The following is a 15,440-nucleotide window of genomic DNA, read 5'->3' as shown; positions in this document are numbered from 1 at the left end:
CTCGCCCACCGCCACTGCGAGCGGCCGGGCGAGCGCCGGGCCGACGCCCTCCGCGACGCCGTCCTCCGGTGCCACGGCGGCGCCCACCGCGAGTGCCTCCGGCTCCCCGTCGGCCACGCCCACCGAGAACCCCGACTGCGACGTGGACACCCGGGGCCTGACCGCCGGCGCGGCCGCCCCCGGGCACGTCGTCCCCGAGCAGAACTGGACCCTGAAGACCAGCCGGCTCGGCCTGCACGGCGCGGCCTTCCACGGCGTCTACGACGTGCGGACGCCGACCGGCAGCAAGCGCGTCCTGAAGTTCGTGGTCGACAGCGTGGACATCGAGAACCTCGACATGTCGACCCTGGAGGGCAACGGCGTCACCTTCCACGTCCAGGGCGCCCCCGGCTCGACCTCGACCATGCGCAAGGGCCCGGTCACCATGTACGTGGAGCGGCTGTCCGGCCACCTCTCCAAGGTGCTCGGTCTGCCGATCCCGATCGACCTGGGCGAGATCACCCTCACTCCGGACACCCTGCCGCGCTGGCTGTACGACCTGATCGGCGCCATCCCGATCCCGCTGGACCTGGAGCTGACCGGCGTCACCGTCAAGCAGGCCGGTCAGTTCGGCGGCACCCTGCACATCCCGGGGATGCACCTGTTCAACGACGACGCCCCCTACAGCGACGCGTAGCGGACGCCGTCACGCCCGTGGGGCGGCCCTCCCTCCGGGAGGACCGCCCCACGGGCGTTCAGGACCGACGGGTGCTCACTCGCCCTGGGTGCCCAGGTGGTGCACCTGCACCATGTTGGTGGTGCCGGGGATGCCGACCGGGACACCGGCGGTGACGATGACGGTCTCGCCCTCGCCGAGCCGGCCCAGTCGCAGCAGCTCCCGGTCGACCTGCGCGACCATCGCGTCGGTGGTGGCCACCTGCTCGGTCACGTAGGCCTCGACGCCCCAGCTCAGCGAGAGCTGGTTGCGGGTGGCGGTGTCCGGGGTGAAGGCGATCACCGGGATCGGCGAGCGGTAGCGGGACAGCCGGCGGGCGGTGTCACCGGACTTGGTGAAGGCGACCAGCGCCTTGCCGTCCAGGAAGTCGCCCAGCTCGCACGCCGCACGGGCGACGGAGCCGCCCTGGGTGCGCGGCTTGCGGCCCGGGTTGAGCGGCTGGAGGCCCTGGGAGAGCATCTCCTCCTCGGCCTTCTCGCAGATCCGGCTCATGGTGCGGACGGTCTCGATCGGATACTTGCCGACGCTCGACTCGGCGGAGAGCATCACCGCGTCGGCGCCGTCCAGGATGGCGTTGGCGACGTCGGAGACCTCGGCGCGGGTCGGGCGCGAGGCGTGGATCATCGACTCCATCATCTGGGTGGCGACGATGACCGGCTTGGCGTTGCGGCGGGCCAGGGTGACCAGCTGCTTCTGGACGAGCGGCACCCGCTCCAGCGGGTACTCGACGGCCAGGTCGCCGCGGGCGACCATGATGGCGTCGAAGGCGAGGACGATCTCCTCCATGGCTTCGACGGCCTGCGGCTTCTCGATCTTGGCGATGACCGGCACCCGGATGCCGACCTCGTCCATGACCTCGTGGACGTCCTTGACGTCGTCCGCGTTGCGGACGAAGGACAGGGCGACCATGTCGACGCCCAGGCGCAGCGCGAAGCGCAGGTCGTCCTTGTCCTTCTCGGACAGGGCGGGCACGTTCACGGCCGCGCCGGGCAGGTTGATGCCCTTGTTGTTCGAGAGCACGCCGCCCTCGATCACCACGGTCTTCACCCGCGGGCCGTCGACGCTGACGACCTCCAGGGCGATGACGCCGTCGTTGATCAGGACCGGGTCGCCGGGCTTCACGTCGCCCGGCAGGCCCTTGTAGGTGGTGCCGCAGATGTGCTGGTCACCGGGGACGTCCTCGGTGGTGATGGTGAACTCGTCGCCGTTGTCGACGGTCACCGGGCCGTTGGCGAAGGTCGCCAGACGGATCTTCGGACCCTGGAGGTCGGCCAGGACGCCGATGGCCTTGCCGGTGTCCTCCGAGACCTGGCGGACCTTGTGGTACCGCTCCTCGTGGTCCGCGTGGTTGCCGTGGCTCATGTTCAGTCGGGCGACGTTCATGCCCGCCTCGACGATGGCCTTCAGCTGTTCGTAGGAGTCCGTCGCCGGACCCAGGGTGCAGACAATTTTCGCTCGGCGCATATGGATCAGTCTATCCGTTCGTGTTATAGGTGCATTCGGCACGCACCGGGAGGAATCGCCGACGAAGGGTTCCGGGGAGTGAGACGTTTCCGTGTCAGTCCTCGGACTCCCGGCGTTCCTCGTGCACCAGTGCGAAGGACTGTCGGGCGATCTCCAGCTCCTCGTCGGTGGGCACCACGGCGACCGCCACCCGGCCGTACCCGGGCGAGATGATCCGGGCCCCGCCGGACCGCACCGAGTTCAGCTCCGGGTCGACGGCGATGCCCAGTTCCTCCAGTCCCGCGGTGGCCGCCGCGCGCACCGGCGCCGCGTTCTCCCCGACGCCCGCGGTGAACGCGATCGCGTCCACCCGGCCCAGCACCGCGTAGTAGCCGCCGATGTACTTGCGCAGCCGGTGGACGTACGAGTCGAAGGCCAGCTTCGCGTCCTCGTCCCCCTCGTCGGCCCGGCGCATGATCTCGCGCATGTCGTTCTCGCCGCACAGCCCGCGCAGGCCGCTGCGGCGGTTGAGCAGGTCGTCGATCTCGTCCACGGACAGCCCGCCGACCCGGTGCAGGTGGAACACCACGCCGGCGTCGATGTCGCCCGAGCGGGTGCCCATGACCAGGCCCTCCAGCGGGGTCAGGCCCATCGAGGTGTCCACGCAGCGCCCGCCGCTGACCGCCGAGGCGGAGGCGCCGTTGCCCAGGTGCAGCACGATCACGTTGACCTCGGCCGGGTCCTTGCCGAGCAGCCTGGCGGTGGCCCGCGAGACGTACTGGTGCGAGGTGCCGTGGAAGCCGTAGCGGCGCACCCGGTGCCGGTCGGCGACGGCCTTGTCGATCGCGTACCGGGCCGAGTACTCGGGCATCGAGGCGTGGAAGGCGGTGTCGAAGACGGCCACCTGGGGGAGGTCGGGGCGCAGCGCGCGGGCCACCTCGATGCCGGTGATGTTGGCCGGGTTGTGCAGCGGCGCGACCGGGATCAGCCGGCGGATCTCCTTGAGCACGTCGTCGGTGATCACGGTCGGCTCGGTGAACCGCAGGCCGCCGTGCACCACCCGGTGGCCGATCGCGGCCAGCTCGGGGGAGTCCAGCCCGAGGCCGTCGGCGGACAGCTCCGCGGCGACGGCCTTGAGCGCGGCGGCGTGGTCGGGGAAGACCTGGACGGTCTCGCGCGGCTCGCCGGTGCGCGGGGTGTGCACCAGGCGCCCGCCGGTCTCGCCGATCCGCTCGACCAGCCCGGCGGCGAGCCTGGCCCCGTCCAGCATGTCGATCAGCTGGTACTTCACCGACGAGGAGCCGGCGTTCAGCACGAGAACGCGGGTGCCATTGCTCATGCCGTGGGCTCCTTGCGGTCCTGGGACTGGATGGCGGTGATCGCGACGGTGTTGACGATGTCCTGCACCAGCGCGCCGCGCGAGAGGTCGTTGACGGGCTTGCGCAGCCCCTGGAGCACCGGGCCGACGGCGACGGCGCCGGCCGAGCGCTGGACCGCCTTGTAGGTGTTGTTGCCGGTGTTGAGGTCGGGGAAGATCAGCACGGTGGCCCGCCCGGCCACCGGGGAGCCCGGCAGCTTGGTGGCCGCGACGTGGGCGTCCACCGCCGCGTCGTACTGGATCGGGCCCTCGACCAGGATGTCGGGCCGCAGCTCGCGGACCAGTTCGGTGGCCTTGCGCACCTTGTCGACGTCCGCGCCGGAACCGGAGGTGCCGGTCGAGTACGAGAGCATCGCGACCCGCGGCTCCACCCCGAACTGGGCGGCGGTGGCGGCGGACTGGATGGCGATGTCGGCCAGCTGCTGGGCGTCCGGGTCGGGGTTGACCGCGCAGTCGCCGTACACCAGCACCTTGTCTGCCAGGCACATGAAGAAGACCGAGGAGACGATCGAGGCGTCCGGCGAGGTCTTGACCACCTCGAAGGCGGGCCGGATGGTGGCGGCGGTGGAGTGCACCGCGCCGGAGACCATGCCGTCCGCGATGCCCTCCTGGACCATCAGGGTGCCGAAGTACGAGACGTCGGTGACCACGTCCAGGGCCCGTTCGACGGTCATCCCCTTGTGGGCGCGCAGCTTCGCGTACAGCTCGGCGAACTGGCGGCGCAGCGGGCTGGTGGCCGGGTCGACGATCCGGACCCGGGCGCGGTCGCCGTCCGGCTCCTCCCCGGCCCCGAGGCCGGGCGGCGCCCCCACCTGCGGCAGCTCGATGCCGTGGGCGGCGGCTGTGCGGCGCACCGCGTCCGGCTCGCCGAGCAGGGTGAGGTCGCAGATGTTGCGGCGCAGCAGGATCTCGGCGGCGCGCAGCACCCGCTCCTCGGTGCCCTCGGGCAGGACGACGTGCCGGCGCCCGGCCCTGGCGCGTTCCAGCAGCTCGTGCTCGAACATCATCGGGGTGACCCGCTCGGACCGGCCGACCTCGATCAGGTTGGTCAACTCGGCGGTGTCGACGTGCAGTTCGAACAGCCCGAGGGCGATCTCGGCCTTCCGGGGGCTGGCCGAGGTGAGCTTGCCCTCCAGGTGGGTCAGATGGGCGGCGGTCGGCCAGCTGCCCCCGGGGACGACCGCGACCGGGGTGCCGGGGGCGAGCCGGGCGGCCAGGGCCATCACGTTGGGGCCGGGGTGCTGGCCGAGCGTCAGCAGCACGCCGGCGATCGGCGGGGCGCCGGCGGCGTGCGCGGCCAGCGAGCCGATCACCAGGTCGGCGCGGTCCCCGGGGGTGACGACCAGGGCGCCCTCGGTCAGCGCGTCGAGGAAGGTGGGCAGCATGGCGCCGCCGAAGACGTAGCCGCGCACGTCCCTGGCGAGGCCGGCGGCGTCCCCGAGCAGCACCTCGGCGCCGGTCGCCTCGACGAGTTGCGCGACGGTGGGCGCGGCCAGCGCCGGCTCGTCGGGGATGACGTAGGCGGGGATCGGCAGCTTCTCGGTGAGGGTGCGCTGGATCCGCTGCTTGCCGCCGGGGGCGACCCGGTTGGCGATCATCGCCAGGGTCTCGCAGCCGAGGTCGGTGTACGCCCGGTGCGCGTTGCGGACCTCGGCGATCACCGTCTCGGCGTCCGCGCCGTGCCCGCCGACCACCGGCAGCACGGCGGCGCCGAACTCGTTCGCCAGGCGGGCGTTGAAGGCGAGTTCGTCCGGGATGCCGGTGTCGGCGAAGTCGGTGCCCAGCACCAGCACCGCCTGGCAGCGCCGCTCCAGCGCGTGGAAGCGGTCGACCAGGACGGAGACCAGTTCGTCCTGCCCCCGGGCGGCCTGGAGCGCGGCGGCCTCCTCGTAGGTGAGGCCGTACAGCCCGGCGCTCGGCAGGTCGAGCCGGTAGCGGCCGCGCAGCAGCTCGACGACGTGGTCGGAGCCCGGTTGCCCGGGTGCGGCGGCGTGCACCAGCGGGCGGAACACCCCGACCCGGTCCACCTGGCGGGTGAGCAGTTCCATGACCCCGAGTTCGACCGCCTGGCGGCCGTCCCCCCGGTCGATACCGGTCACGTACACGCTGCGCGCCACGTGGGTGTCTCCGTCCCGTCGTCTCGGAAAGTGGTCATATCGACCATACCTTCGCACCCCGAACGACCGTCCGCGAGCAGAACGGCGAGGTTCGGGCAAGGGGCCGGAGGTCCTGCCGGGTGCCCGCCCGGCGGGGCGGGCGGGCACCCGGTTCCTCAGCGCGCCGGGCGGAGCCAGACGGTGGCGAGCGGGGGGAGCACCAGCTCGGCGGAGCGGGGCTGGTCGTCCCACGCGACCGGCTCGGCCTTGACCGGGTGGGAGTTGCCGACGCCGCTGCCGCCGTACTCCTCGGCGTCGGTGTTCAGCGCCTCCTCCCACAGCTGTTCGCGGCCCGCCAGCCGGGGCAGGCCGACCCGGTGGCCGTGCCGGACGACCGGCGAGAAGTTGCAGACCGCGACCAGCGGCGAGCCGTCGGCCGCGTACCGGACGAAGGAGAGCAGGTTGTCCTCGGCGGCGCCGCCGTCGAGCCAGCGGAAGCCCTCGGGGACGGTGTCCAGCTCCCACAGCGCCGGGGTGTCGAGGTAGCGGCGGTTGAGGTCGCGGACCAGCCGGCGCACCCCGAGGTGCTCCCGGTGGGCGGGCCACTGCTCGTCGAGCACCCACCACTGCGGGCCCTGCTCGTGGTCCCACTCCGCGCCCTGGGCGAACTCCTGCCCCATGAAGAGCAGTTGCTTGCCCGGGTGGGACCACATGAAGCCGAGGTAGGCGCGCTGGTTGGCGCGCTGCTGCCACCAGTCGCCGGGCATCTTGGAGACCAGGGACCGCTTGCCGTGCACCACCTCGTCGTGCGAGATCGGCAGGACGTAGTTCTCCGAGTAGGCGTACACCATCGAGAAGGTGATCTCGTTGTGGTGGTACCTGCGGTGCACCGGCTCCTTGGACATGTAGACCAGCGAGTCGTGCATCCAGCCCATGTTCCACTTCAGGCCGAAGCCGAGGCCGCCGGCGTCGGTGGGGCGGGTGACCCCGTCCCAGGCGGTGGACTCCTCGGCGACGGTCACCACGCCGGGGCAGCGCCGGTAGACGGTGGCGTTCATCTCCTGGAGGAAGGCGGCCGCGTCCAGGTTCTCCCGGCCGCCGAACCGGTTGGGCGTCCAGTCGCCGCCCTCGCGGGAGTAGTCGAGGTAGAGCATCGAGGCGACGGCGTCCACCCGAAGGCCGTCGACGTGGAACTCCTCGCACCAGTAGACCGCGTTGGCGACCAGGAAGTTGCGCACCTCCTTGCGGCCGTAGTCGAACTCCAGCGTCCCCCAGTCAGGGTGCTCGGCGCGCAGCGGGTCGGCCGGCTCGTACAGCGGCTCGCCGTCGAAGCGGGCGAGCGCGAAGTCGTCCTTGGGGAAGTGGGCGGGCACCCAGTCGACGATCACGCCGATGCCGTGCCGGTGCAGGGTGTCCACCAGGTACCGGAAGTCGTCCGGGCCGCCGAGCCGGGCGGTGGGGGCGTAGTAGCCGGACACCTGGTAGCCCCAGGAGCCGCCGAAGGGGTGCTCCATCACCGGCATGAGCTCCACGTGGGTGAAGTTCAACTCCTGGAGGTAGCGCGGCAGTTCCTCGGCGATGGCGCGGTAGGTGGTGAGGTCGGGGCGCCAGGAGGGCAGGTGCAGCTCGTACACCGACATCGGTGCCCTGTGGTGGGTGGCGCGGGCCCGGCGGGCCATCCACTCGCCGTCCTGCCACGCGTAGGAGGAGGAGGTGACCACCGAGGCGGTGCCGGGCGGGCACTGGGCGGCCCTGGCCAGCGGGTCGGCCTTGTCCAGCACCCAGCCCTCCCGGGTGTGCACCTCGTACTTGTAGGTGGCGCCCTCGGCCAGCTCGGGGACGAACAGCTCCCAGATCCCGGACGAGCCGAGCGAGCGCATCGGGTGCCCGGTGCCGTCCCAGTGGTTGAAGTCCCCGATCAGCCTGACCCCGGCGGCGTTCGGCGCCCAGACCGCGAAGGCGGTGCCGGGCACCCCGTCGACGGTGCGCACGTGCGCGCCGAGTGCCCGCCACAGCTGCTCGTGGCGGCCCTCGGAGATCAGGTGCAGGTCCAGTTCGCCCAGGGTGGGCGGGGTGCGGTAGCCGTCGTGCTGGCGCAGCGGCTCGCCGCCCGGGTACGTCACCAGCAGGGTGTACTCCGGCGGTTCGCCGCCGGCCACCAGGCCGGTGAACAACCCGCCCTGCTGGTGGGTGAGTTCGGCCGGGCCCTGGGAGGTCTCGACGACCACCCGCTCGGCGAGGGGGCGCAGCACCCGGATCGCGGTGCCGCCGTGTACCGGGTGCGCGCCGAGCAGTGCGTGCGGGTCGTGGTGCTGTCCGCCCACCAGCCGGTCGACCTCGGCCGGCGGCACCACGTGGTGGCCTTCCGGCTGGAGCAGCGCGGCCCGGCCGGGCAGTGGCAGTGCACCGCCGTGGAGGCCCGGTGAGCGCCCTGGCACGCGTCCGGCGGTGCGGCACCCGCACCCGGCGGTACACGACGGCGCAGGGCGCCGTCCCGGTCCGGGAACGGCGCCCTGTGTGGCGTCCTGACTGGTGTCCGCCGTCCCGCCCGGGCTCGGTGCCCGGGCCGGACCGCACGGCCGGCTCAGCCCTTGCGGCGGCGGCCCTTGGCGGACTTGGCGGCCTTGCGGCGCTCGGCGCGGGTCATCCCGTCACCCTCGTCCTCCGGCGCGAGGTCCTCGAAGTCGCCCTCGATGACACCGCCGCCGACCTCGTCCGAGGGGGCCGTGTAGTGCAGCCGCTGCGGCTTCGGGGCCTCCAGGCCCTTGGCCTTGATCTCCGGGCGGGCGGCGTCCTTCTCCAGCTTGTCGAGCACCACCTGGGCGTCCTCGACCGGGACCTCCTCGACCTGCTGCTCGACCTGGACCTCCAGGTTGAACAGGTAGCCGACGGACTCCTCCTTGATGCCCTCCATCATCGCGGTGAACATGTCGAAGCCCTCGCGCTGGTACTCGATCAGCGGGTCGCGCTGCGCCATGGCCCGCAGGCCGATGCCCTCCTGGAGGTAGTCCATCTCGTAGAGGTGCTCGCGCCAGCGGCGGTCCAGCACCGACAGCACGACCCGGCGCTCCAGCTCGCGCACGATCTCCGCGCCCAGCTGGTCCTCGCGGGCGCCGTACTCGGCCTGGATGTCCTCCTGGATGGACTTGATCAGGAACTCGGGGGTCAGCCCGGCCTGGCCGCCGGCCTCCTCCTCCAGCTCCTCCAGGTCGAGGGTGAGCGGGTAGAGCTGCTTGAGCGCGGTCCAGAGCTTGTCCAGGTCCCAGTCGTCCTCGAAGCCCTCGCCGGTGGCGGCCCGGACGTACGCCTCGACGGTGTCGTCCATGAAGTGGCCGACCTGCTCCTGGAGGTCCTCGCCCTCCAGGACCCGGCGGCGCTCGCCGTAGATGACCTCGCGCTGGCGGTTGAGCACCTCGTCGTACTTGAGGACGTTCTTGCGGATCTCGAAGTTCTGCTGCTCGACCTGGGTCTGCGCCGAGGCGATGGCGCGGGTGACCATCTTGGACTCGATCGGCACGTCCTCGGGCACGTTGGCCATCGAGAGCACGCGCTCGACCATGCCGGCCTTGAACAGGCGCATCAGGTCGTCGCCCAGCGACAGGTAGAAGCGGGACTCGCCCGGGTCGCCCTGACGGCCGGAGCGGCCGCGCAGCTGGTTGTCGATCCGGCGGGACTCGTGCCGCTCGGTGCCGAGGACGTAGAGGCCGCCGGCCTCCTTGACCTCGTCCTGCTCGGCCTTCACCGAGACCTTGGCCTTCTCCAGCGCGGCCGGGAAGGCGGACTCGTACTCGTCCGGGGTGTCCGTCGGGGTCAGCCCGCGCTGCGCCAGCTCGGCGGCGGCCAGGTGGTCGGCGTTGCCGCCCAGCATGATGTCGGTACCGCGGCCGGCCATGTTGGTGGCGACGGTGACGGCGCCCTTGCGGCCGGCCTGCGCGACGATCTGCGCCTCGCGCTCGTGGTGCTTGGCGTTCAGCACCTCGTGCGGGATGCCGCGCTTGCGCAGCTCCTGCGACAGGTACTCGGACTTCGCGACCGACACGGTGCCGACCAGCACCGGCTGGCCCTTCTCGTGCTTCTCGGCGATGTCCTCGACCACGGCGGCGAACTTGGCCGGCTCCGACTTGTAGATCAGGTCGGGCTGGTCGAGGCGCAGCGGCGTCTTGTTGGTCGGGATCGGCACCACGCCGAGCTTGTAGATCTGGTGGAACTCGGCGGCCTCGGTGGTGCCGGTACCGGTCATGCCCGCGAGCTTGTCGTACAGGCGGAAGAAGTTCTGGAGGGTGATGGTGGCCAGGGTCTGGTTCTCGTTCTGGACCTCCACCCCTTCCTTGGCCTCGATCGCCTGGTGCATGCCCTCGTTGTAGCGGCGGCCGGCCAGGATGCGGCCGGTGTGCTCGTCCACGATCATGACTTCGCCGTTCATGACGACGTAGTCCTTGTCGTTCTTGTACAGCTCCTTCGCCTTGATGGCGTTGTTCAGGAAGCCGACCAGCGGGGTGTTCACCGACTCGTAGAGGTTGTCGATGCCCAGGTAGTCCTCGACCCTGCCGACGCCCTCCTCCAGGACGCCGACGGTGCGCTTCTTCTCGTCGACCTCGTAGTCGCGGTCGATCTTCAGGCGCTGCACCAGCTTGGCGAAGTCGGCGTACCACTTGGTCGCCTGGTCGGCCGGGCCGGAGATGATCAGCGGGGTCCTGGCCTCGTCGATCAGGATCGAGTCGACCTCGTCGACGATCGCGAAGTTGTGGCCGCGCTGGACGAGTTCGTCCCTCGACCAGGCCATGTTGTCGCGCAGGTAGTCGAAGCCGAACTCGTTGTTCGTGCCGTACGTGATGTCCATCCCGTACTGCCGCTTGCGCTCGGCGGGCGTCATGCTGCCCAGGATCACGCCGACTTCGAGGCCGAGGAAGCGGTGCACCCGGCCCATCCACTCCGAGTCGCGCTCGGCGAGGTAGTCGTTGACGGTGATCAGGTGGACGCCCTTGCCGGTCAGGGCGTTCAGGTACGCGGGCAGGGTGCCGACGAGGGTCTTGCCCTCACCGGTGCGCATCTCCGCGACGTACCCGTGGTGCAGGGCCGCGCCACCCATCAGCTGGACGTCGTAGTGCCGCTGGCCGAGCACCCGCTTGGCGGCCTCGCGGACGGTGGCGAACGCCTCGGGGAGGATGTCGTCCAGGCTCTCGCCGTCCACCAGCCGCTGCTTGTACTCGTCGGTCAGAGCGCGCAGCTCGGCGTCGGTGAGGTTGACGAAGTCCTCTTCGATGGAGTTGACCTGGGCAGCAATCCGCTGCAGCTTGCGAAGGATCTTGCCCTCGCCGGCGCGCAGGATCTTGTCGAAGACGGACACTTGAGCGGGCTCCTTGCCTGTATTGGCACTGGACGACTGCACGGGGGGTCCACCCCACCGCACGGGCCATCGTATGCGAGGAGTCCAACCCCCCGGGAGGTGCGTCAGCACGGTATTCCCGTGTCACCCGCGCGAGCACATGGCCCGATAGCACCGTCCACCGGGGCAAAACGGTCGGCGAGCCGGAGAGTTGGCCGCCCGCGGCCGCGACCCGCGGGCGGAACGGCGGACCGGCGGGATATTCGGATGCCCGCCCTCCCGCCCGGCGGAATAATCCGTTCATGGAAGAAACCGCCACGGAACCGGCCACCCTCACCACCGAACGGCTCGTCCTGCGCGCCCCTCGGGAGTCCGACATCGACGCGGTCTTCGCCGCCTGCCAGGACCCGGAGATCCAGCGCTGGACGGTCGTGCCGTCGCCGTACCGGCGCGAGGACGCGGAGTACTTCGTGCGCGATCTCGCCGTCGAGGGCCGGCGCACCGGAGCGAACCGGATCTGGTGCGTGTTCGAGCGCGGCTCCGGCGCCCTGGTCGGCTCCCAGGCGCTCGTCCTGCGCCCCCACGATCCGGGCTCCGCCGAGATCGGCTGGTGGGCGGTGAAGGAGTTCCGCGGCCGCGGCTACACCACCGAGGCCGCCCGCGCCGTCTCCCGCCACGGCCTGCGCGAGCTCGGCCTGCGCCGCCTGGAGTGGCAGGCCTACGTCGGCAACGAGGGCTCCCGCGCGGTCGCCGAGAAGGCCGGCTACCGCTTCGAGGGCACCCTGCGCTCGTACGCCGAGCAGCGCGGCGTCTTCCACGACGCCTGGATCGCCTCCCTGCTGCCCGCCGACCTCCACTGAGCCCGTCCGCACCGTCGGTGCACCGGGATACGCTCGCCGCCATGACTGCCGCCGTCCCCCGCCCCGCGCCCGTCACCACCCTCGGTGCGGACGAAGCCCGCCGGATCGCCCTGCGTGCCCAGGGCCTGCTGGGAGCGCCCGACCGCAGGGCCGGGGTGCGCGGGGTGCTGCGGCACCTGGGCGCCGTCCAGCTGGACACCATCTCGGTGCTCGCCCGCTCCCACGAGCTGATCCCGTACGCCCGCCTCGGCGCGGTCGGCCGGCCCGCCGTGGAGGCGGCGTACTGGGGCGGCGGCACCAGCTTCGAGTACTGGTCGCACGCGGCCTGCGTCCTGCCGGTCGAGGAGTGGCCGCTGTTCGCCTTCCGGCGCCGCCGTTACCGCGACCGCGGCCACCTCTGGGGCTACCAGGTCGCGCCCGAGACCTACCGCGGCGTGCTCGACAAGCTGCGCGCCGAGGGGCCGTTGACCTCCACCGAGCTGGGCGGCGCCAAGAAGACCGCCGAGTGGTGGGACTGGTCCGACACCAAGATCGCGGTCGAACGGGCGCTGGCCTTCGGCGACGTGGTCTGCACCGAACGCCGGAGCTGGAAGCGGGTCTACGCGCTGGCCGAGCAGGCCGTCCCGGACGCCCTGCTCGGGCAGCAGCGGTCGGACGAGGAGTGCGTGCGCACCCTGGTCGCCCAGGCCGGCGCCGCGCTCGGCGTGGCCACCAGGACCGACCTGCTGGACTACCACCGGCTGCGCGCCGAGGAGTTGGACCCGGTGCTCGCCGACTGCGGGCTGGTCCCGGTCGAGGTGGCCGGCTGGGGGCAGGACGGCGCCCCGGCCGCAGCCTGGGCCGACCCGGCCGCCCTCGCCGCACCCCCGCGCGGGCGCCACCGCACCACGCTGCTCTCGCCGTTCGACTCGCTGGTCTGGGACCGCGCCCGCACCGAGCGGATCTTCGGGATGACCCACCGGCTGGAGGCCTACACCCCCAAGCACAAGCGGGTGCACGGCTACTTCGCGATGCCGCTGCTGACCGGCGGCCGGCTGGTCGGCCGGGTCGACCCGGCCCGCGAGGGCCGCACCCTGGTCGCCCGCCAGGTCTCGCTGGACGGCGGCCGCGGCGGCGGCACCCGGCGCGTCGAGGCGCTGGCGACGGCCCTGCGCGAGGCCGCCGACTGGGTCGGCTGCGACGAGGTGCGGGTCGGGACGCTGCACGACGAGCGGCTGCGCCCGACCCTGGAGAAACTGCTGGCGGACCGGTAGGTCCCGGCCGGCTCACCCTATTTCGAGGATCTTCTCCCGCATCGCGTACACCACGGCCTCCATCCTGGAGTGCAGCTGGAGCTTCTCCAGGATGTTGCGCACGTGGTTCTTCACCGTGTTCTCGCTGATGAACAGCTCCTTGGCGATCTCCCGGTTGTTCATCCCGGTCGCCACCAGCTTGAGCACCTCCAACTCCCGGTCGGTGAGCCGGGGTGCGGGCACCAGGTCCCGGTCGTCCGAGCGGCGCTGGATCATCGACTTGAACTCGGTGAGCAGCTTGGACGCCATCGAGGGGCTGATCTGCGACTGCCCGTCGGCGACCGCGCGGATCGCGGTGGCGACCTCGTCGGTGGAGATCTCCTTGAGCAGGTAGCCGGTGGCCCCCGCCTTGATCGCCTCGTAGAGGTCGGCCTCCTCGTCGCTTATCGTCAGCATGATGATCTTGGTGCTGGGCGCCACGTCCTTGATCGCCGTGCAGGCCTCGATCCCGCTGCGGCGCGGCATCCGGACGTCCATGAGGATGATGTCGGGCAGCAGGTCAGCGGCCTTCAGCACCGCCTCGGCGCCGTCCCCGGCCTCGCCGACGACCTTGATGTCCGGCTCCTCCGCGAGGACGATCTCCAGTCCCCGCCGGAACAGCGCGTGGTCGTCCACCACCAACACGCGGATCGGCTCACCCCGGCGCGGCTCGTACGCAGGCTCCTCCTCCGCCCCCAACGGCATCCCGGGCCTGCCGGGCCCCAGCCCGAAGTGATCCCCCATCCGCTCCTCCCCCTTCGCGGGTCGTCGTGCGCCAATCATTCCACGCCCCGAACCCGCCACGGTCACGCTCCGATGCCGATTCCCCCGCATCGGGTGACCCCGCCCCGGGACACGGCACCGTTCGAACCGCCCTGCCCCCGAACGCCGGTGACCCCGGCGGCCACGGCCGCCGGGGTCACCCCTCCATCACTGCTCGGACGGTCAGTCCTCGCCGTCGGACCCGCCGATCGCGCCGCCCGCCCCACTGCCCGCCCCGGCCGCGAGGTCGGTCTGGAGGTGGATGACGCCGTAGTTGTAACCGTGCCGGCGGTAGACCACGCTCGGCAGACCGCTGTCCTTCTCCACGAAGAGGTAGAAGTCGTGGCCGACCAACTCCATCTCGTAGAGCGCCTGGTCCAGCGCCATGGGGGCGGCCGGGTGCGTCTTCTCCCGGACCACCAGCGGGCCTTCGCCCTCCACTTCCACGGATCCCATCATGGTCTTGCGGACAGCGCCGTTCGTCTCGTTCTCCGGCGCCGTCGTCTCCGGCAGCGAGGCCAGGGACGCGGTCGCCTCGGCGACGCTGATCGGGGTGCGGCCGTTGGCGCCGCCCTTGTGCACCCGGCGCCGGTCCGCGGACTTGCGCAGCTGCGCGTCGAGCTTCGCCGACGCCAGGTCGAGCGCCGCGTACGGGTCCCCGGCGGCGGCTTCGGCCCGGATCACGGGGCCGCGGCTGCGGAGAGTGATCTCCACCCGATCGGAGCGGTCGGCCTGCCGCGGGTTGTGCTCCTTGGACACCTCGACGTCGAGGCTGATGGCCTTGGCGTCGAACTTCTGGACCTTCTCCAGCTTCTCGGCCACGTGCTCGCGGAACCTCTTGGGCACCTCGGTCTTGCGGCCCTTGACGACGATGTCCACGCAGAACTCCGATCCCTCGTGCTGACGCCGATCCGGGTGCTACCGGACCGGACTGAGACCCAGCTGGACCAGCCCATCCACTGCCGGCCCCCCGCCCCCCGCCGCCAGCGGCGGGAAACGACTGGCCCTCACCTCACTTCCTCCCCACCAGGGACGTTTGAAACCCCCTGGGCCTTATCGAACACCTCACACGGGTTTTTCGCCTCCTCAGGCGATAAGGAGGGTATGACCCGATACTGCGGTCGGACGGTCAAGCTGGTGCACCCTGTCTACCCTCCCGTGGGTGAAGTATGGGTAAATGCCTGGACAACGCCCCCCATACGGCCGATCCTGTGCTGACTCTCCGTGTCTGCCGCCGCCAGGAGCAGCCGTGCCGACGTCTCCCTCCCCTACCCGCCCGCCATCCGTCCAAGGACCGCTCGGCCACGCGCTGGCCGGCCTGCTGGACGTCCTGCTGCCCGCCGACTGCGCGGGCTGCGGCAGCGAGCGCACCCAGCTCTGCCCGGCCTGCCGGCAGGCGCTGGCCACCGCCAGGCCCGCCCCCACCCTGCTGCCCTGGGCGCACGCCGCCGCGCCGTACGCCGGTCCGGTCCGCCAACTGCTGCTCGCGCACAAGGAGCGGGGCGCGCTGCGGCTGGCCGGGCCGCTCGGCGAGGCCCTCGGCCGGGCGGTGCGCTCCGCCCTGGGGGCGCGGGCCGGGGCCGCGGCGC

Annotated in this window: 10 protein-coding genes and 1 pseudogene; 4 read left to right on the top strand and 7 right to left on the bottom strand. The window is 71.7% G+C overall.

What is annotated here, in order from left to right; genetic code table 11:
• Positions 1 to 676: pseudogene (locus BU198_RS35075) on the top strand (hypothetical protein); the annotation flags it as partial.
• 75 nt (positions 677 to 751) lie between these two features.
• On the opposite strand, the gene pyk reads toward BU198_RS35075, so the two are convergent.
• The 5 genes from pyk to secA form a co-directional block, all read right to left on the bottom strand.
• Positions 752 to 2,179 carry a pyruvate kinase gene (gene pyk / locus BU198_RS35070; protein ID WP_188298301.1) on the bottom strand — a complete coding sequence of 476 codons (1,428 nt, stop codon included), beginning with the start codon at positions 2,177 to 2,179 and terminating at the stop codon, positions 752 to 754.
• 94 nt (positions 2,180 to 2,273) lie between these two features.
• A complete protein-coding gene (locus BU198_RS35065; protein ID WP_188298302.1) occupies positions 2,274 to 3,497 on the bottom strand; it encodes an acetate kinase in 1,224 nt (407 codons plus the stop codon).
• Positions 3,494 to 5,653: a phosphate acetyltransferase gene (gene pta / locus BU198_RS35060; protein ID WP_188298303.1), complete on the bottom strand. Its 2,160-nt coding sequence runs from the start codon at positions 5,651 to 5,653 to the stop codon at positions 3,494 to 3,496. Before pta ends, BU198_RS35065 begins: the two co-directional genes overlap by 4 nt.
• Positions 5,654 to 5,808: 155 nt before the next feature.
• The gene (gene glgB, locus BU198_RS35055; RefSeq protein WP_411293271.1) at positions 5,809 to 8,070 is read right to left on the bottom strand and encodes a 1,4-alpha-glucan branching enzyme; all 2,262 of its coding nucleotides are present in this window, start codon (positions 8,068 to 8,070) and stop codon (positions 5,809 to 5,811) included.
• A gap of 146 nt (positions 8,071 to 8,216) precedes the next feature.
• On the bottom strand, positions 8,217 to 10,979 hold the full coding sequence (gene secA, locus BU198_RS35050; RefSeq protein WP_188300883.1) for a preprotein translocase subunit SecA: 2,763 nt from the start codon (positions 10,977 to 10,979) through the stop codon (positions 8,217 to 8,219).
• Between the two features lie 281 nt (positions 10,980 to 11,260).
• Between secA and BU198_RS35045 the strand changes: the two genes are divergently transcribed.
• Both BU198_RS35045 and BU198_RS35040 read left to right on the top strand, forming a co-directional pair.
• A complete protein-coding gene (locus BU198_RS35045; RefSeq protein WP_188300882.1) occupies positions 11,261 to 11,818 on the top strand; it encodes a GNAT family N-acetyltransferase in 558 nt (185 codons plus the stop codon).
• Between the two features lie 41 nt (positions 11,819 to 11,859).
• A complete protein-coding gene (locus BU198_RS35040; protein WP_188300881.1) occupies positions 11,860 to 13,071 on the top strand; it encodes a winged helix-turn-helix domain-containing protein in 1,212 nt (403 codons plus the stop codon).
• 12 nt (positions 13,072 to 13,083) lie between these two features.
• Here BU198_RS35040 and BU198_RS35035 read toward each other — a convergent pair whose 3' ends face one another.
• Together BU198_RS35035 and hpf are read right to left on the bottom strand one after the other, a co-directional pair.
• Complete coding sequence (locus BU198_RS35035) at positions 13,084 to 13,833, bottom strand: response regulator transcription factor (protein WP_188300880.1); 750 nt, start codon at positions 13,831 to 13,833, stop codon at positions 13,084 to 13,086.
• A gap of 201 nt (positions 13,834 to 14,034) precedes the next feature.
• The gene (hpf, locus tag BU198_RS35030; RefSeq protein WP_188300879.1) at positions 14,035 to 14,730 is read right to left on the bottom strand and encodes a ribosome hibernation-promoting factor, HPF/YfiA family; all 696 of its coding nucleotides are present in this window, start codon (positions 14,728 to 14,730) and stop codon (positions 14,035 to 14,037) included.
• Between the two features lie 370 nt (positions 14,731 to 15,100).
• Here hpf and BU198_RS35025 point away from each other — a divergent pair.
• Positions 15,101 to 15,440, top strand: a 340-nt coding sequence (locus tag BU198_RS35025; RefSeq protein ID WP_411293270.1) for a ComF family protein, incomplete at its 3' end; no start/stop codon positions are given.

Origin of the sequence: Streptomyces sp. CBMA156, assembly GCF_014596515.1 — a bacterium.
Taxonomy (GTDB): domain Bacteria; phylum Actinomycetota; class Actinomycetes; order Streptomycetales; family Streptomycetaceae; genus Kitasatospora.
The sequence above is the reverse complement of the archived record's forward strand: the minus strand, read 5'-3'. Positions and strand labels throughout refer to the sequence as shown.

What these genes read in the sequence shown, in the direction of transcription:
- pyk (WP_188298301.1), bottom strand. Translation starts at nt 2,179, where the DNA reads ATGCGCCGAGCGAAAATTGTCTGCACCCTGGGTCCGGCGACGGACTCC.
- BU198_RS35065 (WP_188298302.1), bottom strand. Translation starts at nt 3,497, where the DNA reads ATGAGCAATGGCACCCGCGTTCTCGTGCTGAACGCCGGCTCCTCGTCG.
- BU198_RS35045 (WP_188300882.1), top strand. Translation starts at nt 11,261, where the DNA reads ATGGAAGAAACCGCCACGGAACCGGCCACCCTCACCACCGAACGGCTC.
- BU198_RS35040 (WP_188300881.1), top strand. Translation starts at nt 11,860, where the DNA reads ATGACTGCCGCCGTCCCCCGCCCCGCGCCCGTCACCACCCTCGGTGCG.
- BU198_RS35035 (WP_188300880.1), bottom strand. Translation starts at nt 13,833, where the DNA reads ATGGGGGATCACTTCGGGCTGGGGCCCGGCAGGCCCGGGATGCCGTTG.